The following is a 21,635-nucleotide window of genomic DNA, read 5'->3' on the forward strand; positions in this document are numbered from 1 at the left end:
CGTGATCAGCACGCAGCCCTGCCGCGTCCTGCTGGCCGCCCTCGTCTCGTTGGGCGTGGCGGCGGCCCTGATGGTCGGCGCCACACCCGCGCCGGCCGCCACCGGCAGCGATCTCTGTGCCGAGGTCGGCTACCGCGCGGGGTTCCGGGGCGACGCCCTGGTGACCGCGATCGCCGTCGGCCTCGCCGAGTCCAGTTGCAACCCGCTGGCGTCCAACGTCCAGAACAACACCCCGCCGTCCACCGACCGCGGCCTGTGGGAGATCAACAGCTACTGGCACCCCGAGGTCGACGACGCCTGCGCCTACGACGCCCAGTGCAACGCCGACGCGGCCTTCAGGATCTCCAACGGCGGCACCGACTGGCAGCCCTGGTCGACCTACAACGCGCGGGTCCACCTGCGGTACCTGGGCGAGGCGCAGGCCGCCGCGGACCGGCTCGGCCACCACGGCCCCGGTCCGGCGCCGTTGGTGTACCCGGCGCAGTCCGGCCGGGTGGTGTCCGCGCGTTCGGCGGACGGCCGGCTGGAGGTCTTCGCCGCCGGCGCGAACGGCGTCTCGCACGCCTGGCAGACCGCGGTCAGCGGCGCCTGGTCGGAATGGGAGACCCTCAGCGGACCGGGCGGCGCCGAACTGGCCATCGCCCCCAACGCGGACGGCCGCCTGGAGGTGTTCGCCATCAACGGCACCACCTTCCAGCACCGCTACCAACTCCAGCCCTCCGGCACCTGGTCGAACTGGGAGGAGTTCGGCGGCGGCGGCCACGACATCGCCGTCGGCCCCAACCAGGACGGCCGCCTCGAAGTCTTCGCCTCCGGCCCCGTCGGCGTCTTCCACCGCTACCAGAACGCGCCCAACAGCGGCTGGTCCGGCTGGGAACCCACCGGCGGCGGCCCGGCCGACAGCCAACTCGCCCTCGGCAAAGCCCCCGACGGCCGCCTCGAAGCCTTCGCCCTCAACGGCACCACCTTCCAACACCAATGGCAGACCGCCGTCAACGGCACCTGGTCCAGCTGGGACACCTTCGGCGACGGCGGCCACGACCTCACCGTCGACCACAACCAGGACGGCCGACTCGAAGTCTTCGCCTCCGGCCCCGTCGGCGTCTTCCACCGCTACCAGACCGACCCCACCACCTGGTCCGGCTGGGAACCCACCGGCGGACCCGCCGACGCACAGCTCACCAGCGAGCGGTCGCCGGACGGCCGGGTGGAGGTGTTCGCCATCAACGGGAGTACGGCGGAACACCTCTGGCAGACCGGTGTCAACGCGCCCTACGGGCCGTGGACGGCCTTCGGCGACGCCGGCACCGAGATCGTCGCGACCGCCAACGCCGACGGCCGCATCGAGGTCTTCGGCACCAGCGCCGCCGGCGTCCACCACCGCTGGCAGACCGGCTTCGCCACCTGGTCCCCATGGACCTGGCTGAACACCACCCCCGGCCCCGCCGTCACCTGAGGGGACAGGTGCCGCGGGCGGGAGCGCGAGCGCTCCCGCCCGCGAGCCGTCCGCCCCCTCGACGGCCACCCACCGCCCCCGGCCCACCGATCCCGCCCCGCCACTGCCCGACCCTGCGTCACGTGGCCTGCGCCACCATACGGTTTATTGTCATGCGCAAGGAGGTAACGTTCGTCCGTCTGGCAATGGTCGGCATGCGAAACGGGGGAACGGTGAGCGGGATTCTCGTCCACCTGCCGGCGGGGAACGGCGACGACGCGGTGACCCTGCGGCTCGGTCCGGGAGAGCGGGCGCGCTTCGGCCGCGGCTCCGCCGGCACGCCGGTGGAGCTCCGGCTCGGCGACGAGACGGTCTCCCGGCTCGCCGGTGAGATCCACGCGACCGACGACCACTGGCAGTTGAGCAACCTCAGCAGCACCCACGCCTACCTGGTGGAGAACCCGGAGGGCGCCGGCGAGTACCTGCGGGTGCCGCCGCGGCGGATCGGCGCGCCGATCCCGTTCGAGTTCGCCCGGGTGGTGCTGCCCTCGCGGCGTGAGACCCCGCTGTCCTTCCAGGTGTTCGCGCCCGACCACGTCTACCTGGACCCGCACGCCCGCGGCGGCGGCTCCTGGGAGAGCCGCACCATGACGGCGTACTCGCTGGACGAGACCGCCACCTACTTCCTGGTGCTGGTCGCGCTCTGCGAACCGTGGCTTCGCGACCGCTCCCCCGCGGCCGTGCCCACCACCCCCCAGGTGGTCGCCCGGCTGCGCGGCCACCCGGCCTGCGCCCGGCTCACCGCCCGCGCGGTCAGCTCGCACCTGGACTACCTCGCCGACGAGAAGCTCCGCGTCGACCTGCCCGACGACACCGACCGCTCGGACCGCCGCAGCGGCAAGCGCGAGGCCGTCGTCGGCGTGGCCCTGAAGTTCGGCATCGTTCGCGAGGAGCACCTCGGGCTCCTGCCGCGCCCCGAGACCGCCGAGCCGGCACGCTAGGGAGGGGCGCCGTGGTGCGCGACCAGGCCTTCGGCGGAGACGACGGGGAACTGCTGCCGCCCGGCCACCGGGTCGGCGACTGGACCGTCACCGGAGTCATCGGCGAGGGCGGCTGGGCGACCGTCTACGCCGCCCGCCGCACCGGGGACCCGGCCGGCCCGCCCGGCTCCGACGACACCGACGCCGACACCGACGCCGACACCGACTCCGGCACCGACGCCGCCACCGACGACACGGTCGCCCTCAAGGTGCTGCCGGTCGCCGGGCTCGCCCCCCGCCAGGCCCGCCAGGTCGCCGAAGCCGCCCGCCGGGAGGCCGAGTTGGCCCGGACCGCCCCGCACCCCCGGCTGATCCGACTGCTCGACACCCTCACCCTGGCCGCCCCCGGCCACCCGGCGCTCGACGGCGCGATCGTCCTGGTCATGGAACGCGCCCGGGGCACCCTGCGCGACCTGCTCGCCACCGGCGTCGACGAGGCCCGGGGCGCCGGGATCGTCGCCGGCGTCTGCGAGGGCCTGGCCCATCTGCACCGCTCCGGCTGGGTCCACATGGACCTCAAGCCCGAGAACGTCCTGATCGGCCGGGACGGCGAGGTCCGCCTCTCCGACTTCGGCCTCGCCATCGAACTCACCGGCACCCACGGCCACTCGGCCCCCATGGGCACCCCCGACTACCTCCCGCCGGAACGCTGGAAGGAACCGCTCGGCGAACACGGCGTCAAGATCCGCACCACGGCGGACATCTGGGCGCTCGGCGTGGTGATCCACGAGGTGTTCGCCGCCGGGGTCCCGCCCTTCCCCGGCGCGACGCCGACCACCCGCAGCGCCGCCGCCCAGCAGTACGCCGAGGGCCGCGCCCCGCTGCGCCTGTCCCCCGCCGTCCCGCCGTTCTGGCGCGCCCTCGCTACCGACTGCCTCGCCCCCACCCACGCCGCCCGTGCCCCGCACACCGCCGAGAGCCTGCTCGCCCGCGTCCGCGCCCACCGGTCCGGCCGCCGTCCGCGCCGCCCACGACCGCGCACCGCCCTGCTCGCCCTCGCCACCTGCGCCACGGCCGCCGTCACCGCCGCCGCTCTCTGGCCGCACCCGCGGCCGGCCGCGCACCCGTCCCAGATCCGGGTCTTCAACGCCGAACGCGGCTGCCAGGACCGCACCGACCGCGACCCCCAGTGCAGCCTGGGCCTGGCCGTCGACCCCCGGCACCCCTACACCGCCGAGAACGTCGTCCCCACCCGCGTCTGGCACGACGACGTCCTCGACGTCGACTGCCAGCTCCCCACCGGGCTCCCCGTCATCGACGAGGAGGACCGCACCTCCACGCTCTGGTACCGCATCCGCCTCCCCGGCCCCACCACCGGCTGGCTCCCGGCCGTCCGCACCAGGGACCGCCCCGCGCTCCTCCCCTGCCCCTGACTCGCCGTTCCGCCGATCCGCCGATCCGCCGATCCGCCGATCCGCCGGGGGCAGCACCCCGGATCGTTCCGGATTCCCGGCCGGCGCCGCTCCTTCTACCGTTTCGACGGCGTCCGCCAGTCCGGCCGGCCCAGCGTCCAGGGAGCAGCGATGCCGACCATTGCCACCACCCGCCGGCCGAGCGCCGCCGCCCTCGGGCACGAGGAGCGCGAGGTGCTCCACGCGGTCGGCTGCGGCCTGCGGGACGACGAGATCGCCGCCGCCCTGGCCGTCTCCGAGGCAGCCGTGGCCGGGCGCATCGCGCGGATCCTCGGGAAGCTCGGGCTGCGCGACCGGGCCGCCGCCATCGTCCACGCCTTCGACTGCGGACTGGTCGCCCCGGGCCGCGGCCCCCGCCCGCCGGTGGCGGGACCGGTGCCGCGGAGCTCCGCCGGGCGGGCGGCCGGAGCGAAGGTGCAGATCTCCGTGCTGGGGCCGCTGCGGGCCCGGTACGACGGGCGGTCCCTGGACCTGGGGCACCTGCGCCAGCAGGCCGTCCTGGCGGCGCTGGCGCTGCGCGGCGGGCGGACGGTCAGTCAGCAGGAGCTGCTCGACGGCGTGTGGGGGTCGGAGCCGCCGTTCTCGAACGTGGTGCCGGTCCACGTCTACCGGTTGCGCAAGACCCTGCGCGGCGGGGGCGGCCCGGACGCGGTGATCGAGCACGACCGGTGCGGCTACCGCCTCGCCCCCGGCGCCGCCGAGGTGGACCTGGCGCGGATGGAGGGCCTGGTCACCGAGGCCGGGACGGCCCATCGGGCGGGTGACCCGGCCGAGGCGGTCCGGCTCTGCTCCCAGGCGCTGGACCTGTTCCGCGGGGAGCTGCTGGCCGGCCTGCCGGGCCCGCTCGCCGAACTGGAGCGGCTGCGCCTCACCGAGCGCAGGATCGCCGTCGCGCAGCGGAAGTTGGAGTGGCAGCTGCGGCTGGGCCGGCACTGCGAGGCGATCGCCGAGCTGTTCGCGCTGTCCGCGGAGCACCCCCTCAACGAGCTGGTGGCCGCGATGCTGATGCGCGCGCTGTACGGGAGCGGCCGGCAGGCCGACGCCCTGGCCGTGTTCGACCGCGCCCGCCGCCGGCTGGCCGGCGAGCTGGGGGTGCCGCCGAGCCGGATGCTGCGCCGGACGTTCCAGATGGTCCTGCGCGGGGACGAGGCCGGTCTCGGCCTCACCGGGCGCTGAGCCCGGTGGGCCGTCGGCCCCCGGTGGCCGGGGAGTCCCGGCCACCGGCGGCCGACGGAGGCCCGCGTGAGCGTTCTTCGGCTACCAGGGGTACCAGGCGCCGTTGTACCACTGCTCGCTGGCGCTGTCGTTGTGGTGGTCCATGTTGAAGTCTTCGGGGTAGTTCTTGACGTGGTTGTTCGGGTAGGTCCAGATGCCGGCGGACTCGTCGCAGACGTAGTCCCAGTGGCAGATCGTCTTGACGGGCACGTTGCCGAAGTTCCGGTCGGCACCGGCGAGCGGCGGGCCGATCAGGCCGCCGAAGGGCACGGCGCCGCCGTTGGCACCGGGCGGGCCCTGGCGCTTGGGGTCGGCGACGAGGATGGCGTTGACGTTGTCGAACGTGTTCCAGTTCTCGCTCACCCAGGTGTGCACCACGCCGGCTCCCAGCGAGTACCCGGCCATCTTGACGTGCTGGCCCGGACACGCGGCGCGCTGGTCGCGGACCAGCCGGTTCAGCTCGTTGACGCCCGCCCGGGCGCTCGCACCGTTGGGGATCTGGGTGGGATACCCGACGTGCTGCTGGATGTTGCCGTAGAACCCGTCGTTGTTCCACGAGCTGCCGGTGCCCCCGACAACGATCGTGTAGGTGCCCTCGCACGGGGCGGTCACCCGCGTGGTGGCCGCCTGTGCCGTGGCGCCCTGTGCCGCCGTGAGCCCGACGGTCAGCAGGATTCCGGCCGACGCGGCCGCGATCCTTCGTGCTCGCATTCGATCCTCCTACGCAGTTGGCGCCGACGCGTCCGCACTCCGGTGCGGTCCGCGGTCGACCCAGGTCACCGGACCACCGTGGCAGCGACCGATGACATCCCGATGACGCCCCCGGTCACCGGGCGGCCACGGCACGCGACGCGGCGGTCACGGACCGGTGCTGTGGTGTCCGAAGCGGGATTCCGCACCCGCTTCCGCTCCGCCGACCGGGGTGAAGTCCCACGTTGTCGAGAGTTCCCTCCTGCAGGCGGGGCGAGCGGAGGTACGCATCGTGTCGGACCGGGGTCGGCTGGTCGGCGGGCGGTAGCGGCCGGCCGAACACACCGGGCCGGCGGCATCGGGACGGCCTGGCGGACCGAGGACGAGGTGCTCGGCCGGGACGTGGCGCTGAAGCCTGCTGATGGGCAATCTGCGGCCCGCCTCCGGTCGACCTGCCGTCTCCGGTCCGCGACGTCCGCCATCGGTTCGCCGCGGTGACGCAGGTCCGCCCGTGAGGGCGCTGTGAATAATCGCTGTCGGATCATCGGAGCACGGTGATAGAAACTCGGGGTGATCATGACACTCGAGTTCCCCGTTCTGCTGCGACTGATCGACGAACGATCGACCGCCTTCCGCGCCGCGATCGCCTCCGCGCCCAGCCTCGACGCGCAGGTACCGACCTGCCCCGAGTGGACGCTGTTCGATCTGGCACAGCACATCGGCGAGGGACGCCGCGACTGGGCCGCCACCGTCGCCGCGGGGCCCGCTCCGGCCAAGTCCGCGGCGCAGGGCGCCCCGGCCGCGCCCCGGGAGCGCGAGGCCCTGCTGGCCTGGCTGGCGGAGTCCACGGAGCAGCTGGTCGACGCGTTGCGGAAGGCCGGCCCGGATCGCGGTTGCTGGTCGTGGTGGGAGACGCTGCAGTCGCCGCACACCACCGGTGCCGTGGCCCGGCACCAGCTCCAGCAGATGGCGGTGCACACGTACGACGCCGAGATCACCGTCGGTGCCCCGCGGCCGCTGCCGGTCGAGGTGGCGCTCGACGGTGTCGAGGAGTTCCTGTCCACCTGCGTCGCCACGACAAGTGCGTGGCCCCACAAGCCCGCCGCCATCGACTTCCACGCCTCCGAGGGTCGCTCCTGGCGCCTCTCGCTCTCCGCCGACGGCGCACGGACCGTCCGCCTCGCCGAGCCCGGCACCCAGCCGGCCACCGCGGCCGGCCAGGACCCGGACGCGGCTCCCGCCTCCCTCTCGATCCGGGGCACGGCCAACGAGCTGGTCCTCATCCTGCACAACCGCATCCCGATCGACTCCCTGGAGCTCGACGGCGACCGCGGCGTCTTCGAGCAGCTCGCCGCCTGGGACCCGAGCGAGTAGGACGTGACGGCGCGCCACCCCGCGCGCCCGGAGGCTCAGTTGACATCGTCCTCCTCGAAGAGCACAGCCGTGAACAGCACAGCCGTGAACAGGGGCACCGTTCACCCTGGGTGCCCTTCTGGGCAACTGATGACAACGGTGTCAGCCGATGGCGGAATCGATGGGAGAGGAGACCGTCCCACACCTCGCCGGCTGCGGGTCCGGCCGCCGGAACCGGGCACCGCGTCAGGGCGTCAGCGGGGCAGCTCTCCGGAGCCGCGCTGGATCAGCCGGGTCGGGATCTGGAGCCGCTGGGGCTGCGCCTGCTCGCCGTCCATCCGCCGGAAGAGCAGGTCGGCCGCCATCCGCCCCATCGCGGTCGGGTCCTGCGCGACCACCGTCACCGGCACGGGGAGCATGTCGGCGAGTTCGAAGTCGTCGAAGCCGACCAGCGCCGGGTGCGTCCCGCGGGTGGCCAGGTCGCGCAGGACGGCGACGGTCGCCCGGTTGTTGCCGCACATCAGCGCGGTCACCGGCTCGGGGCCGGCCAGCATCCGGTCGAGGGCGAAGCGGATGCCCAGCGGGTCGGGCCGGCCCATCGCCACCCAGTGCTCCCCCGTCCCGCACCCCGCGTCCGCCATCGCCTCGCGGTAGCCGGCCAGCCGCTCGGCGGCGGTGTAGATGCCGGGGGCGTCACCGAGGTAGCCGATCCGGCGATGCCCCTGGCGGATCAGGTGACCGACCCCGTCCGCCACACCACCCCGGTTGTCGGCCAGGACGGTGTCCACCGACAGTCCCGCGGCGGGGCGGTCGACGCAGACCACCGCCGTACCCGCGGCGAGCTCGCCGGCCAGGTAGCCGTGGTCGGCCGAGGTCGGCACGATGATCAGCCCGTCGACCCGGCGCTCGCAGAACTCCAGGGCCAGCTCCTCCTCCCGGACCGGGTCCTCGACGGAGGAGGCGGTCAGCAGCAGCGAGTCGTGCGCGCGGGCGACCTCCTCGACCGCCCGGCCGAGCTGTGCGTAGAACGGGTCGGCGAGGTCCTCCAGGATCAGGCCGACGCACCGCGTCCGGCTGCCCTGTCGCAGCATCCGGGCACCGTCGTGACGGCGGAAGCGGAGCTGCTCGATCGCCGCGCGGACCTTGGCCTCGGTCTCCTTGCTCACGCCCGGCTCACCGTTCACCACGCGTGACACCGTCTTCAGCGCCACGCCCGCGACGGCCGCCACGTCCTTCATGGTCGGTCGCCCGGAGGACTCCGGCCTGACGCGCTCCGCTCCCACTGGCATGACGTGACCGCCTCTTCCTGGACCTGGGTGCTACCAGCCGGACAGTAACTCCACCAGCGTAGATAACGTTGCCGAAGGGTGGGCAGCCGGGACCGTCCCACACGTCCGGATCCGGCCGCGGCCGGGGGCGCGGGCCCTCGGCGACGGCGGAGAGGTCGGGAAACGGCAGGACCTCCGCGCCCCCGGAAGTCTCCGGGCCGGGGGGCACGGAGGTTCCGGGGGACGGAGGTCCCGAGCGTCGATGAAGCCGATCAGCCCCGGCGCGGGGCCGACGGACGGATCACTTCAGCGGGCGGCAGAGCAGCGCGTCGGGGACGCCGTGCTCGTTCCAGCGCCAGGTCATCGCGACGCCGGCGATGTACTCGTCGTCCTTGCACTGGCCCTTGTAGTAGCCGGCCGCCCAGTCGCTCTGCACCGACCCGCCGGTGGTCGGCCGGTTGTCGCCGTGGTCGAACCAGATGGTGCGGCCGCCGGTCGGCAGCGGCGCGGCGGAGGGCCGGCAGACCAGGGCGACGATCGAGCCGTTGGCGCTGTAGCCGGCGGCGAAGGTGTCGTCCGGGCACTGGATCTTGTTGTAGCCCCAGGCCCAGTCACTGGTCACGTACTTCTCGCTGTTGACGACGGTCCAGTCGCCGCTGCCGGCGGCGGGCTCGTCGGCGTCGGTGCACAGACCGCTGCTGTTGCCGCGCCCGAGAGCGATCAGGCGCTCGCTGTCCGGGCAGACCGCCTTGTAATTGCCGGGCGACCGGTCGGGCTTGGCGCGCATGGTGATCGAGAGGTTCTGGTCACCGCCCGAGAGGCTGAGCATGTTCCAGTGGTCGACCTGGTCGACCGTACCGGTCCTGCCCTGCGCGTTGACGATCTTGTTCCAGTCGTCGACCCGCCAGTCGCCGCCGTCCTGGAGGCCGTAGCGCTTGCCCTTGGCGTCGTAGGAGATCATGGCCCAGTTGTCGTTCGGCTTGCCGTTGGCGTCGGCCCAGCCGACCAGCGGCCAGAAGGCGAAGTCGGTGTCGTTGTTCGCCAGGATGTCGGTGAACCGGTCGAACCAGGACTTCTCCTTGGCGTTGTCGGACCCGCGGCCGGCGGCGCCGAACTCGCTGATCCACACCGGGGCGGTGAAGTGCTGACCGGCCTCGGTGACGAACAGCGCCTGATCGTGGACGGTCTTGATGAGGTCCGCGGGGCTGAGGTCCTGGTAGCGGGGGTCGTTGGTCTCGCCGTTCTGCCAGCCGCCGCTCGCACCGGTGTGGTTGGGGCCGGTGTAGCCGTAGAAGTGCGCGGCGTACACGAGCTTGCCCGACTGGATCAGGGTGTTGGAGAGGTTGCGCACCGGGGTGAGCATCGGGCGGCCGTGGCTGAACATGCCTTGGGGGATGCCCTGCCAGTTGATGCCCTCCATGACGATCAGCATGTCCGGGTCGGCTTCGAGGATCTTGTTCCCGGCGTCCTCGAACGCCTTGTACAGGTCCTTGTCGTTGCCCCAGCCCCAGTTGGGGTCGTCCCAGGTGTCGCGGCGGACCTCGTTGCGCAGGTCCGCGCCGACCACCCGCTTGTTCGCCTTGTAGCGGTTCACCAGGAACACCCAGTCGTCGACCCACTGCTGGGTGGACTGACCGCTGTTCCACCGCTCGTTGCCGTCCAGGGAGCAGCAGAAGCGGTAGCTGGTGGTGTGGTTGTTGAGGACGACCGCGAAGCCGTCGGCCGTGAGCGCGGCGACCACGGCGTCGTAGACCTGCAGCGGGGTCTTGCCCTTGAGCTGCGGGTTGGCGGTGACCGCCGCGTCGGGCACCGTCGTGGTGTCGTGGATCATCGCGTTGGCGAACGGCAGCCGGACGCTGTTGATGCCCAGGCCGTGGAAGTCCGACATCAACTGGGCCATCGGCACCCGGTCCAGACCGAGCGGGATGTTGTGCGACACCTGCCCCGCCTGGTTGTTCGCCGGGTCGTCGACGTCCCCGCTGCCCTCCCAGGTGCCCTGGGCGCCGGCCCAGTTGGCCGACTTCAGCTTGAAGCGGTCTCCCTTGGCGTCGACGATGTACCGGCCTTGGGTACTCAGCGGTCCCGTCCAGGACGCGGCGAGCTGTCGGCCCGTCAGCACCGGGGCGGTGACCGCGGAGTCGGCTGCGGCGGCGACCGGCACGGCGGTGACGCCGGGCACGCCCGCGAGGACGAGTGCCGCCGCGGCGACCGCGGCGGGCAGGAAGCGGTTGACCGATCGCCGGACAACAGGAGCCGTACTGCTGGATCTCATGGTGCTTCCCTCCAGGGGTGGGGGACGGTGGCGTCCCGGAGTGGTGCGACCGTGGATTGCTGCGGCCGGACCGTAGGGCGGTCCGGTGTCGGGGCGCGGCTGGTGGTGGCGATGCGGAGTACGGCTCGTCGTCCGACGTGGCCGGTTTCCGCCGTGCACGGCCGGCGGTGACGGGCACCGGCGACTCGGTGCGGGTGTTCGGGCTCCGGTGGCCCGGGAGCGGGGTGGTGGCGCCCTCAGGGGAAGAGCGCCTGGATGCCCACGACGGCGCCACCGCGGGCCCATTCGTCCCAGGGGAGGGGACGCAGGGTCAGCGGGCATTTCGCGGCCGCCTTGCGCAGCGCGAGGTGTAGGCCTCCTTGATGTGCGCGCCGAAGAGGTCGCAGGTGTCGAGCCCTTCGCCGGTGACGACGACGCGCTCGGGCCCGACGAGGCTCACCAGGGTGGCGATGCCGACCCCGATGGCCCGACCGGCCCGGACGAAGGCTCCCCGCGCGGCCCGGTCCCCGTCCCGGGTGAGCTGCACGGCGCCGGCGAAGTCCGCCTCCGGATCCTCGAGGGCGCGTCGGACGGTCCGGAGGATGGCATCGGCGGAGGCGATGGCCTCGACGCGGCCGACCGCGCCGCAGTGGCAGCGCGGGCCGGACGGATCGACGCTGACGTGCCCCCTCTCGCCGGCCACTCCGTAGGCTCCGGCGACCGGTTCACCGTTGACGACGAGACCCGATCCGATCTCCGCCCCGATGGTGATCAGGGCCAAGTTTCCGGTGCCGATGCCCTCGCCGAACCGGTGCTCGGCGACGGTCAAGGCCTTGACATCGTTGTCCACAGTGCCCCGCGGCCCGGTCGCGGCCGATACCGTCCCGACGACCGGCACGTCGCGCCGGTCCGGGAGGACGGAGTAGCGGACGCGACCCGGACGGCGGTCGACGTCCCCGGAGCCCGCGATCCCCAGGCGCCGGGTACGCTCCCTGAACTCGGCTCCGATGTCGAGGAGTTCGGCGACCAGCTCGGCCAGGAGCGCGCAGACGGCCGCGGGGCCGCGAACGAGCCCCAGTGGACGGCTGACGGTGTCGGCGCACCTCCGGGCCCGGAAGTCGCGGACGGTGCCGCGGAGCGCCTCGGCAGCGATCTTCACGCCGACGAAGTACTCACGCCCGGCGGTGACGGCCGGCGGGTGCACCGGGCGACCGGCCCCCGGCGCCGTGCGCTCCGGGGGGAGTTCGCGCGGGTAGCCGCCGACGAGGAGTGGCCTGGCGGCCTTGGTGACGGCGGTGGGCGACAGGCCGGTACGGCGGACCGGTTCGACCCTGCCGACCGGGCCCTCGGCCAGCAGCATGGCGAGGACGGCGGTCTCGGCAGGCGCGGAGACCAGCGGCTGCGAGTGATTCGGAAACACGGCGGCAACGTACTCGCAATTAAATAACGTTGTCCAGTATTAGGTCGAAGCCCGGTTCGCGGAACGCGCGCCCGCCGTCGGCCTCCGCCTCCTCGCCGTGCCCGAGGGCGGCGGCCGCCTGCGCCCGGACGAGGTCGAGGACGGCGCGCGCCCGGCGGTCGTCGGGCAGGTCGGCCATCCGGTGGGACTGCGAGGCGTCGTCGGCGCCGGCCGTCGCGCTGGTGGCGTGCCGCAGGGGCGCGCGGACCAACGGCGGGGCAGCCTTCGGGGCGGGCTTCCGGTCAGCCGTCCCGTCGGCCTTCCGGTCGGCCGGGCGCGATGGGTCGCGCCACCGGCCGCGGCCGCCGCGGGGCGGCCGGGGTCAGCTCCGGACGCGGCTGACCCGCCCCTCGTCCCAGACCGGTTCGTCGGCCTCGACCACCCGGCCGTCCGCCCGGAAGACCAGGAAGCGGCTGAACACCCGGGCGAACCAGCGGTCGTGGGTGACCGCCACCACCGTCCCGGTGAACGCCGCCAGGGCCTCCTCCAGCGCCTCGGCCGAGATGAGGTCGAGGTTGTCGGTCGGCTCGTCCAGCAGCAGCAGCGTCGCCCCGGCCAGCTCCAGCAGCAGGATCTGGAACCGCGCCTGCTGGCCGCCCGACAGGGTCTCGAAGTTCTGCCGGCCCGCGCCCGCCAGCCCGTACCGGCTCAGGGCCGACATCGCGCGCTCCAGGTCCAGCCCGGGGCGGTCGCCCTCGCCGGCGCCCAGGATCTCGGCCGGCGTCCGGCCGGCCCACTCCGGGTGCCGGTGCGTCTGGGCGAACAGCCCGGGCCGCACCCGTGCGCCCAGCCGGCACTCGCCGGTGTGCGCCACCGTACCGGCCGCCTCCCCGCCGGCCTCGTCCAGCAGGCGCAGGAAGTGGCTCTTCCCGGACCCGTTCGACCCGAGCACGCAGACCCGGTCCCCGAAGAACACCTCCAGGTCGAACGGCAGCATCAGGCCGCTGAGTTCGAGCCCCTGGCAGGTGATCGCCCGGATGCCCGTCCGGCCGCCGCGCAGGTCCGGCGCGACCCGCTGGCGGCGTGGCGGCGCGGGCGGCGACCCGGCCTCCTCGAACTTCGCCAGCCTGGTTTGCGCGGCGTGGTAGCGCGAGGCCATCTCGTCGCTGATCGAGGACTGCTGACGCAGCGTCCGGACCAGCTCCTTGAGCTGCTCGTGCTTCTCGCTCCAGCGCTGCCGCACCTCCGCCGCGCGCTGCCAGCGGGCCTCCCGGGCCTCGGCCCAGGTGGCGAACCCGCCACCGTGCGTCCAGGCCGTGCCGCCCTCCAGGGTGACCACCTGGCCGGCCGTGCGGCTCAGCACCTCCCGGTCGTGGGTGATCAGCAGCACGCCCTGCCGGGTCTGGGCGAGCTGTTCCTCCAGCCAGCGCTTGCCGGGCACGTCGAGGTAGTTGTCCGGCTCGTCCAGCAGCAGCAGTTCGGCCGGGCCCCGGAGCAGCGCCTCCAGGACGAGCCGCTTCTGCTCGCCGCCGGACAGCGTCGCCACCTCGCGGTACTGGGCCACCTGGAAGGGCGTGCCGAGCGCGGCGACCGTCACGGTGTCCCAGAGCACCTCGTAGTCGTAGCCCCCGGCCTCGCCCCAGTCCACCAGCGCCTGCGCGTAGCGGAGTTGGGTGGGCTCGTCGTCGGCCTCCATCATCGCGAGCTCGGCCTCGTCGAGGGCGGCGGCCGAGGCCCGCAGCGGCGGTGGCGCGACGGTGAGCAGGAGGTCCCGGACCGTCCGGTCGTCGCGCAGGCTGCCGATGAACTGCGGCATCACCGCGACCGCGCCCTGGCTGCGGAACGACCCCCGCTGCGCGGGGAGTTCTCCCGCGAGGATGCGCAGCAGGGTGGTCTTGCCCGCGCCGTTGTCGCCGATGAGCGCGACGGTTTCGCCTGCCGGGACACGGAACGAGACGTCGTGGAAGAGCTCGCGACCGTCGGCGAGAACATGCCCGAGACTGGCGGCTTCGAGGTAGCCCATGCGCGGATTGTAGCGGCCGGACACTCGGTGGGCGATCCATTTTCGGCGATGCCTCCGGAGCGGGCCCGGCCGGACTGATGGATCACCAACTCTCGTTCATCAGATCATCGTTAGTCGCTCGATCGCGCAATTCACTCGCAAGTCGGAATGCCGGATAAAGGCCTTGTGCCATTCCTTGATCTGCGGAACGGTTGTACCCGAAGGAAGCGGAACCGCAGGGCGGGCGTGATCTCCCTCCGGCTTTCCCCGTGTTCGTCCGCGCCGCCGCGCTCCTTCCGATTCCGACCCTGCCGGCCCTGCCAGGAAGGCGAGAGATATCCCATGCCGTCCGATCTCGCTTCGCACTCCGACCACCACAGCTCGCGGTCCGGTCCGGCCACCGTCGCACTCGTCGGCGCGGAATTCGGCTGGGGCAGCTCGGGGAAGCTCAGTGCCGTGCTCTCCGCCCTGCGGGACCGGCCCACCCCTCCCCTGCGGTTCGTCGGGCTGGCCTCGGGGCTGGGCCGCCCGCTGCTCGCCGAGCACGCGGTGGCCGCCTGGCACGACCTGCCCGCCGATCCCGGGCGACTGGCCCCGGCCGTCGAGGAGTTCGTGCGGTCCCAGGGGGTGCGGGCCGCCCTGGTCGTACTGGACGGCGCCGCCGCGACGGCCCTGCTGGCGGCCGGGGTGCCCACGGTGTTCGTCGACAGCCTGCCCTTCCTCTGGTCCGAGGGCGACCGGGCCGCGCTGCCGCTGGACGCCACGGTGTACTGCGCGCAGAAGAGCGTCGAGCTGCCGCCCGAGTGCCTGGACGTGCTGGCCGACGCCCGGGCGCTGCGCTGGGTCGAGGCGGTCATCGCCGGGCCCCGCGGCCCGGATCCGGCGACCGGCCACCGCCGCGCCGGCCCCCGCCGCCCGTACCGGAGGGCGCTGGTCAGCCTGGGCGGGCTGCGCGCGCCGACGCTCGGCGATCCGGGGCACTACCCGCGCCTGGTCGTCCCCGCCGCCCTGGAGGCCCTCGCCGCCCACGGGGTCGAGGAGGTGCACATCGCCGGCAACCTGCCCGCCGAGCTGGCGGGCCGGCTGGTCGACGAGTCGGTCGCCCCGCCCCGGACGACCACCGGCCCGCTCGGCCACGGCGCCTTCCTGGAACGGCTGGCCGACAGTGACGTCCTGCTGACCTCCCCCGGGCTGACCACCCTCCTGGAGGCGGGCGGCCTGCGCGTCCCCACGGTCTGCCTGCCGCCGCAGAACCTCAGCCAGATCTTCAACGGCCGCTACCACGGCCAGGCGCTCGGGGCCCCGTTGCGGGTGCTCTGGCCCAAGGACGTGCTCGTCGAGGAGGAGGCGCTGGCGCTGCGCTCCGAGGGGGAGGACCACGCGCTGGAGCTGATCTACGACTCGATCGGGCGGGCCGCGCTCGGCGACGACCGCCCGGCCGTCCGCCACGCCCTGCGCGACGGCGTCCTGGAGGCGCTGCGCCGGTCCACCGCGGTCGACGACTGGGGCGCGCTCACCACCGCGGTCGGCACCGGCGGAGCGGTCCAGGTGGCCGACGCCCTGCTCGGCGTCCTGGCCGCACCGGACCGGCCCGTCTGACCGCCCGTCCCGGGCGCACCGCCCGTCACCCGCCCCGCCCGTCCCGTGAGTCGTCTGGAAGGTCCCCCCTCCGTGCGTGCACGTGATCGCTACCTCTTCATCCGGATCCTGGAAGCCTGCAACGCCGACTGCTTCATGTGCGAGTTCGCTCTCTCCCGCGATACCTTCCGCTTCTCCCGCGAGGACTTCGACGACCTGCTGCCCAAGGCCCGGGCGGCCGGCGTGGGCTACGTCCGGTTCACCGGCGGCGAGCCGCTGATGCACCCGCACGTGGTGGAGCTGGTCCGCTCGGGCGCCGCCGCCGGGATGAGGATGTCCCTCATCACCAACGGGTCGCTGCTGCCGCGGATGGCCGCCCCGCTGGCCGCGGCCGGCCTGGCGCAGGTGATCGTCAGCCTGGACGGCTCCTCGGGCGCCACCCACGACGTCTACCGGCGCTCGCCCGGGATGTTCGACAGCGGGCTCGCCGGGCTGCGCGCCGCCGCGGAACTCGGCGTGCTGCCCCGGGTCAACACCGTCGTCGGGCCGCACAACTACACCGAGATGCCCGCACTGCAGGAGGTCCTGACCGGGGCGGGGGTGCGTCAGTGGGAGCTGTCCGCGCTCAAGCTCGACCGCAGCATCACCTACCCCGACGCCGACCACGTCCGAAGCGTCTGCGATCCGATCTACGACGCCGATCCGGCCGCGCTGCTCGTCCCGATGGGCAAGCGCTTCTACGGCGACACCCCGCAGGAGCAGGAGCGGTACTTCACCGACTCCGTCACCCCGCGCGCGGCCGAACCGCTCTGCCACGTCGCGGACGACGTCATCTACGTCGACGGCAAGTACGGGCGGATGTACGCGTGCAGCTGCATCCCGCACCGGGAGGGCGACGACGGGCCGGGTGGCGCCCCGCTGCGGGAGCAGGGGGCGATCCAGCTGGACACCCCGGTCTTCCGGGCCCACGCCGAGTGGTTCCGCGAACGCGGTCCCGCGGTGTGCAACGGGTGTTCCACCACGGCCGCCGGATACAGCGACGACGTGGCGCGACTGGGGGCGGTGGGCCCGTGGCACTACTGAGCTCCGGTCCGCAGGCACCGGCCGCACCCGACCGACCGGCACCCCTGGACCCCGGCACCGACCCGGCCACGCCCACCCGGCGCACGCCCGCCGGCTCGGGGTCGGCGGCGGCCCACGGCTCGCCGCAGGGCCCCCGCGTGCTGTTGAGCGCCCGACCGGACCAGCTGGACTCGACGCTCGCCCTACGGCGGGTGGCCGCCCACCTCGGCGACCTCCGCCCGGTCGGCGCCGAGGACGTCGATCCGCCGCCGGTCGCCGCACTCGTCTGCGACGACGTGGCGAGGACGGAGCACCTGCTGGGCCTGGGCGTGCCGGTGGTGCACCTGATCTCGGGCCACCCGGTCGGCGGCCCGGCGACCGAGCACCTGCCGGCCGGCACCCCGGCGGCCGGCACCCCGGCGGCCGACAATCCGGAGACCGACGCGCCGCCGGAGCGCGCCCTGGGGCGGGTCCACCGGCCCGGGTGGCTGCCGGCGGCCGGGCCCGCCGCCCGGGGCGTCCGGCCCACCGGAGTGCTCGCGCCGCAGCGCACCGGCCGGAGCCGGTCCCGCTCGGGCACCCTGCTGCTGCTCTCGCTCTGGCGCGTACCCGCCGCCGAGGCGGAGGCCTTCACCGGGGCGGCGCTGCCCGCCCTGGTGGCGGCCGCGCTGCACCGCACCGGGGGCTGCACCGTGGTCGCCGACACCGGGCTCGACCTGCTGCGATCCGCCCTGGGCGGCCTCACCGGGCGGCCGGGCCTGCGACTGGGCCGGGCCGCCGAGACCGACCCGGACGCGCTGCACGCCGAGGCCGGCGTGTTCCTGGCCTCCCCGGTGCTCGGGGCGCTCGCCCTCGCCCAGGCGCGGCGGGCACCGCTGGCCCTGCTACCGGCGCTCGGGCCCGCCCAGCGCGCTCTGGCCGAGCAGCTCGCCGGCGTCCTGCCCCTGCCCTCGGCCGAGGATCCCGCAGATCCGGGCCTGTGGGCGCGGTCCGGCGCCGGCGGCGCACCCGCCGCGGGCCCGTGGCACCTGCTCGACCCGGCCCTGGACGACCTGCGCGGCGCCCAGCGGGTCGCCCGCACGCTGCGCCAACTCGCGCTGGCTCCGCTGTGAGCCGCCGCCCGCCCCGATCCGCGCCCCGGACCCCACCCGGGCCCCGGGCCCGTCCTGATCCCCCCACCCCGTCCGGCCGCCGGTCCGGCCCCACCCGTCCCGGCCACCTCCACAGCCCCACCCTCAGCACCCTCAGCACCCTCACACCCGTCGACCGCGTCGTACTGGAGCCGCCATGTCCGACACCCTTCGCGAACCCACGGCTGTCACCCGCCCCGAACTGATCCGTCCCAGGGTCCCGGAGAGCGACTGGGACGACTGGCGCTGGCACATGCGTCGGCGCATCACCACCCTCGACAAGGCCCGTCAGTGGATCAACCCGAGCCCCGACGAGGAGAAGGCCATCGCCGGGGTGGCGGGCAAGTACCGCTGGAGCGTCACCCCGTACTACGCCTCGCTGATGGACCCGGACGATCCCAGCTGCCCGGTCCGGCAGCAGGCGGTGCCCGCCCTCGGCGAGCTGATGGAGTTCCCCGGCGCCGAGGTGGACCCGGTCGGTGACACCTTCTACCGCAAGACCAACCGGGTGGTGCACAAGTACCCGGACCGGGTGATCATGCTGATCACCGAGGCGTGCCCGGTCTACTGCCGCCACTGCACCCGCAAGTTCCACACGACCGACGTCGACGGCACCTACTTCCGCGACGACGAGGGCGGTTCCTACGACGAGGACCTCCGCTACATCGCCGACCACCCCGAGATCCGGGACGTCCTGCTGACCGGCGGCGACCCGCTCTCCTACCAGGACGGCAAGCTGGAGGAGATCATCGCCGGTCTGCGGGCGATCCCCAGCGTGGAGATCATCCGGATCGGCAGCCGGTTCCCCGTGCTGCTGCCCCAGCGGATCACCGACGACCTCTGCGCGATGCTCGCCAAGTACCACCCGGTCTGGCTGAACACCCACTTCAACCACCCGAAGGAGATCACCCCGGAGGCCGCGGCGGCCGTCGACCGCCTGCTGCGGCACGGGATCCCGGTCGGGAACCAGACGGTGCTGCTGCGCGGGATCAACGACGACGTCGCCACCATGCGCACGCTGATGACCGAGCTGCTGCGGATCCGGGTCCGGCCGTACTACCTGTACCACTGCGACAACGTCACCGGGGTCTCGCACTTCATGACGTCCGTCGAGAAGGGCTGGGAGATCATGGCCGGCCTGCAGGGCCACATCACCGGGTTCGGCGTCCCCCAGTACGTCCTCACCACGAAGATCGGCAAGATCCCCATCCCGCCGCCCTCCTACACCCAGATCCCCGAAGGCCTGCTGCTCCGCAACCACCGAGGCCAGGAGATGGTCGTCGACGGTTCCGCGCAGCCGATCACGGAGTCGGACACCGCATGAGCTCACTCGACAAGCGGCTCGGGCAGCGCTTCCTGCCCTACGGCGCGAACTACCTCGACTGGTCCGACATGTCGGAGCTGCGCAAGGTGATCGAGCACCAGGTCCTCTTCCGCTACCAGACCGAGACCGAGAGCATGGCCTCCCGGCTGGAGCGGACGGTGGCCGAGCGGCTGGGCGCGGGCCACGCGCTGGCCGTCCACAACTGCACGGAGGCGCTGCGGCTCGCGCTGATCTCCACCCGCCCCGCCGTCGGGGACCTCGTGTACATCCCCGCGGTCACCTTCGTCGCGGTGGCCGGCGCGGTGCTGTCCTGCGGCCTGATCCCGGTGCTCGTCGACGCCGACGACTCGCTCTCGATGGACCCGACGCTGGTGCCGCCCGACGCGCAGCGGGTGATCGTCGCCCATATGGAGGGCACCGTCGCCCCACTGCCGGCCGGGGTGCCGTACCTCGTCGAGGACTGCGCGCAGTCGCTCGGCGCCCGCTTCCCCGACGGCCGGCAGGTCGGCACGGCGGGATACGCCGGGACGTTCAGCTTCCACCACAACAAGGTCCTCACCTCGGGCGAGGGCGGCCTGCTCGTCACCAACGACGAGGACGCCTGGTCGACCATGCGCTGCTACCACGACCACGGCTCGGCCCGGGTGCCGGGCCACTACCCGACGTGGAACCAGGACGCCCACTTCGGCGAGAACTTCGTGACCAGCGAGCAGGTCGCGGCCGTCCAGTGCCAGCAGTTCCGGCACCTCGACGAGCTGCTCGCGGGGCTGGAGCGGATGTACGCCATCGCGATGGGCGAGCTGCCCGACCGGCCCGACCTGGAGGTCCGGCCGCGGGCCGCCGGCGACGTCAAGGTCAGTCTGCGGTTCCGCTGCGAGAGCCGGGAGTTGCGGGACGCCGCGGTGGCGGCGCTCAGCGCCGCCGGCATCGCCAACTGGACGCTCGGGAAGTACCTGCTGCCCGACCACCCGGTGCTCACCGGCCGCCGTTCGCTCTACCGCGACGGCTTCCCGTGGAACCACGCCCCCGACGTCCCCCTGGCCCTCAGCCACGACGGCTTCGCCCGGACCAGGGACGTCCTGGACCGCACGCTGTGCGTACCGCTCTCCCCGGAACTGCCCGAGGAGGAGCAGGCCCTCGCGGCCAAGGCCGTCCGCCAGGTGCTGGAGTCGGTGTGAACGACACCGAGGTGCTGCTGATGGTGGACGACCGGCCGTCCTCCTTCACCCGCTACGCCGCCCGGGAACTGGCCGACCGGCTGGTCCTGCTGCGGTTCGCCGAGACGCGCCAGGACCTCTCGGAGGACTACCTCCTCGAAACCGCGCACCTGCCGGCCTTCTGGGTGCGCGAGGGCGCGACGCCGGCCCGGGAGGCGCAGCGGTACCGGCAGTGGGCGGCGGGGCTGCCCGTACCGCCCACCCGGTTCTGCAACCCGTCGGAGCCCCGGCAGGCGGCGGCCCAGCGGTTCGCGGCGCTGGCCGGCCTCCCGCACCTGACGGAGCAGCAGGTGACCCTGGTCCGGGACAAGGCCGTCATGAAGGAGCGCTTCCGGCAACTCGGACTGCGGACGGCGGAGTTCGCCCGGGTGCGGTCGGGCGCCGAGATCGGGCGGTTCGCCGACCGGCACGGCTGGCCGGTGGTGCTCAAGCCGGTGGACTCGTTCGCCTGCGTGGACACCTACCGGCTGGCCGGGCCGGGGGACCTCACCGGGATCGACCTCGGCGCCCGGCGCTGGATGGTGGAGGAGCACCTCGGCGGCACCGAGTGGGAGGTGTGCGCGATCGTGCTCGGCGGCGAGGTGCTGGACGCCTGGCCGAGCGCGATGCCCTGCCGCCCGCTGGACATCGTCGACGGCGCGATGAACGCCAACATCAGCGTCGGCACCGGCGACGGGCCGGCGGTCGACGTGCGGGCGCTGGTCCAGCGCGTCATCACCGGGATGGGCATCGACCACGGGTACGCCCACATGGAGTTCTTCCTGATCGACGGCGAGGTGTACGCGGGCGAGATCGGTGTCCGGCTGGCGGGCTGCGAGATCCCCGCCAACCACGGGCACGCGTACGGCTTCGACGTGTTCGGCGCGACGCTGGCGGTCTACCTCGGCCGCCGGCCGGAGCTCGACTACCGCGAGCGCCGCTGCGCGGGCGACCTGCTGCTGCCGCTGCCCGGGTCGGGGACGATCCGGCGGATCACCTCCCGGGAGGAGCTCCTGGGCCTGCCCGGGGTGGTCGACGCCGTCCTCAAGGTCGGTGCCGGTGACCGGGTGGCGGCCCGCCGGGCCTCCCACAACGCCTCGGGGTACGCCCATGTCGTGGGAGGGTCGGTCGCGGAGGTGGAGACCCGGATGCGCGAGGTGCTCGACCGGTTCACCATCGAGGTGGTACCGGCCCGGGAGGCCGATGCCGTCCCCACCTGACCCCGCCGGGCCGCCCGCGCGGCGGCCCGGCGCCCGACTCCGCCGCCCCCTACGGTTGTT

Annotated in this window: 17 protein-coding genes; 11 read left to right on the plus strand and 6 right to left on the minus strand. The window is 73.7% G+C overall.

What is annotated here, in order from left to right; genetic code table 11:
* Window positions 1-70 precede the first annotated feature (70 nt).
* From ABZ495_RS00170 to ABZ495_RS00185, 4 genes are all read left to right on the plus strand, one after another.
* Window positions 71-1,456: a hypothetical protein gene (locus ABZ495_RS00170; protein ID WP_359833887.1), complete on the plus strand. Its 1,386-nt coding sequence runs from the start codon at window positions 71-73 to the stop codon at window positions 1,454-1,456.
* Between the two features lie 212 nt (window positions 1,457-1,668).
* On the plus strand, window positions 1,669-2,436 hold the full coding sequence (locus tag ABZ495_RS00175; protein ID WP_359804001.1) for a serine/threonine protein kinase: 768 nt from the start codon (window positions 1,669-1,671) through the stop codon (window positions 2,434-2,436).
* An 11-nt stretch (window positions 2,437-2,447) separates the two neighbouring features.
* Window positions 2,448-3,848 carry a serine/threonine-protein kinase gene (locus tag ABZ495_RS00180; RefSeq protein WP_359804000.1) on the plus strand — a complete coding sequence of 467 codons (1,401 nt, stop codon included), beginning with the start codon at window positions 2,448-2,450 and terminating at the stop codon, window positions 3,846-3,848.
* A gap of 150 nt (window positions 3,849-3,998) precedes the next feature.
* Window positions 3,999-5,063 (plus strand): AfsR/SARP family transcriptional regulator, encoded by a 1,065-nt coding sequence (locus ABZ495_RS00185; protein ID WP_359803999.1) that lies wholly within the window; start codon window positions 3,999-4,001, stop codon window positions 5,061-5,063.
* Window positions 5,064-5,144: 81 nt separating this feature from the next.
* Here the strand turns inward: ABZ495_RS00185 and ABZ495_RS00190 are convergent, their stop codons facing one another.
* Window positions 5,145-5,813: a cutinase family protein gene (locus ABZ495_RS00190; protein ID WP_329486270.1), complete on the minus strand. Its 669-nt coding sequence runs from the start codon at window positions 5,811-5,813 to the stop codon at window positions 5,145-5,147.
* Window positions 5,814-6,368: 555 nt separating this feature from the next.
* On the opposite strand from ABZ495_RS00190, the gene ABZ495_RS00195 reads away from it, so the two are divergent.
* Window positions 6,369-7,166 carry a maleylpyruvate isomerase N-terminal domain-containing protein gene (locus tag ABZ495_RS00195; RefSeq protein WP_359833889.1) on the plus strand — a complete coding sequence of 266 codons (798 nt, stop codon included), beginning with the start codon at window positions 6,369-6,371 and terminating at the stop codon, window positions 7,164-7,166.
* A gap of 233 nt (window positions 7,167-7,399) precedes the next feature.
* Here ABZ495_RS00195 and ABZ495_RS00200 read toward each other — a convergent pair whose 3' ends face one another.
* The 5 genes from ABZ495_RS00200 to ABZ495_RS00220 all read right to left on the minus strand — a co-directional run bounded on the left by ABZ495_RS00200 (window position 7,400) and on the right by ABZ495_RS00220 (window position 14,086).
* Window positions 7,400-8,434, minus strand: a complete 1,035-nt coding sequence (locus tag ABZ495_RS00200) for a LacI family DNA-binding transcriptional regulator (protein WP_359833655.1) — start codon at window positions 8,432-8,434, stop codon at window positions 7,400-7,402.
* 280 nt (window positions 8,435-8,714) lie between these two features.
* On the minus strand, window positions 8,715-10,685 hold the full coding sequence (locus tag ABZ495_RS00205; RefSeq protein WP_359833656.1) for a cellulase family glycosylhydrolase: 1,971 nt from the start codon (window positions 10,683-10,685) through the stop codon (window positions 8,715-8,717).
* A gap of 310 nt (window positions 10,686-10,995) precedes the next feature.
* Window positions 10,996-12,084 (minus strand): ROK family protein, encoded by a 1,089-nt coding sequence (locus ABZ495_RS00210; RefSeq protein WP_359833658.1) that lies wholly within the window; start codon window positions 12,082-12,084, stop codon window positions 10,996-10,998.
* A gap of 19 nt (window positions 12,085-12,103) precedes the next feature.
* Window positions 12,104-12,262 carry an acyl carrier protein gene (locus ABZ495_RS00215; protein WP_359833660.1) on the minus strand — a complete coding sequence of 53 codons (159 nt, stop codon included), beginning with the start codon at window positions 12,260-12,262 and terminating at the stop codon, window positions 12,104-12,106.
* A gap of 183 nt (window positions 12,263-12,445) precedes the next feature.
* Window positions 12,446-14,086: an ATP-binding cassette domain-containing protein gene (locus ABZ495_RS00220; protein WP_359833662.1), complete on the minus strand. Its 1,641-nt coding sequence runs from the start codon at window positions 14,084-14,086 to the stop codon at window positions 12,446-12,448.
* Window positions 14,087-14,407: 321 nt separating this feature from the next.
* On the opposite strand from ABZ495_RS00220, the gene ABZ495_RS00225 reads away from it, so the two are divergent.
* From ABZ495_RS00225 to ABZ495_RS00250, 6 genes are all read left to right on the plus strand, one after another.
* A complete protein-coding gene (locus ABZ495_RS00225; RefSeq protein WP_359833664.1) occupies window positions 14,408-15,664 on the plus strand; it encodes a hydroxymethylcytosylglucuronate/cytosylglucuronate synthase in 1,257 nt (418 codons plus the stop codon).
* 72 nt (window positions 15,665-15,736) lie between these two features.
* Window positions 15,737-16,726, plus strand: a complete 990-nt coding sequence (gene blsE, locus ABZ495_RS00230) for a cytosylglucuronate decarboxylase (protein ID WP_359803994.1) — start codon at window positions 15,737-15,739, stop codon at window positions 16,724-16,726.
* Window positions 16,714-17,817: a CGA synthase-related protein gene (gene blsF, locus ABZ495_RS00235; RefSeq protein ID WP_359833666.1), complete on the plus strand. Its 1,104-nt coding sequence runs from the start codon at window positions 16,714-16,716 to the stop codon at window positions 17,815-17,817. Before blsE ends, blsF begins: the two co-directional genes overlap by 13 nt.
* Before the next feature lie 175 nt (window positions 17,818-17,992).
* A complete protein-coding gene (gene blsG, locus ABZ495_RS00240; protein ID WP_329486280.1) occupies window positions 17,993-19,159 on the plus strand; it encodes an arginine 2,3-aminomutase in 1,167 nt (388 codons plus the stop codon).
* Entirely contained in the window at window positions 19,156-20,337 is a 1,182-nt protein-coding gene (locus ABZ495_RS00245; protein WP_329486281.1) for a DegT/DnrJ/EryC1/StrS family aminotransferase, read from the plus strand. Before blsG ends, ABZ495_RS00245 begins: the two co-directional genes overlap by 4 nt.
* Window positions 20,334-21,575 carry an ATP-dependent carboxylate-amine ligase gene (locus tag ABZ495_RS00250; protein ID WP_359833668.1) on the plus strand — a complete coding sequence of 414 codons (1,242 nt, stop codon included), beginning with the start codon at window positions 20,334-20,336 and terminating at the stop codon, window positions 21,573-21,575. The genes ABZ495_RS00245 and ABZ495_RS00250 overlap by 4 nt, the downstream gene beginning before the upstream one ends.
* Window positions 21,576-21,635 lie beyond the last annotated feature (60 nt).

It is taken from the genome of Kitasatospora sp. NPDC005748 (genome assembly GCF_040630735.1).
GTDB lineage: Bacteria > Actinomycetota > Actinomycetes > Streptomycetales > Streptomycetaceae > Kitasatospora.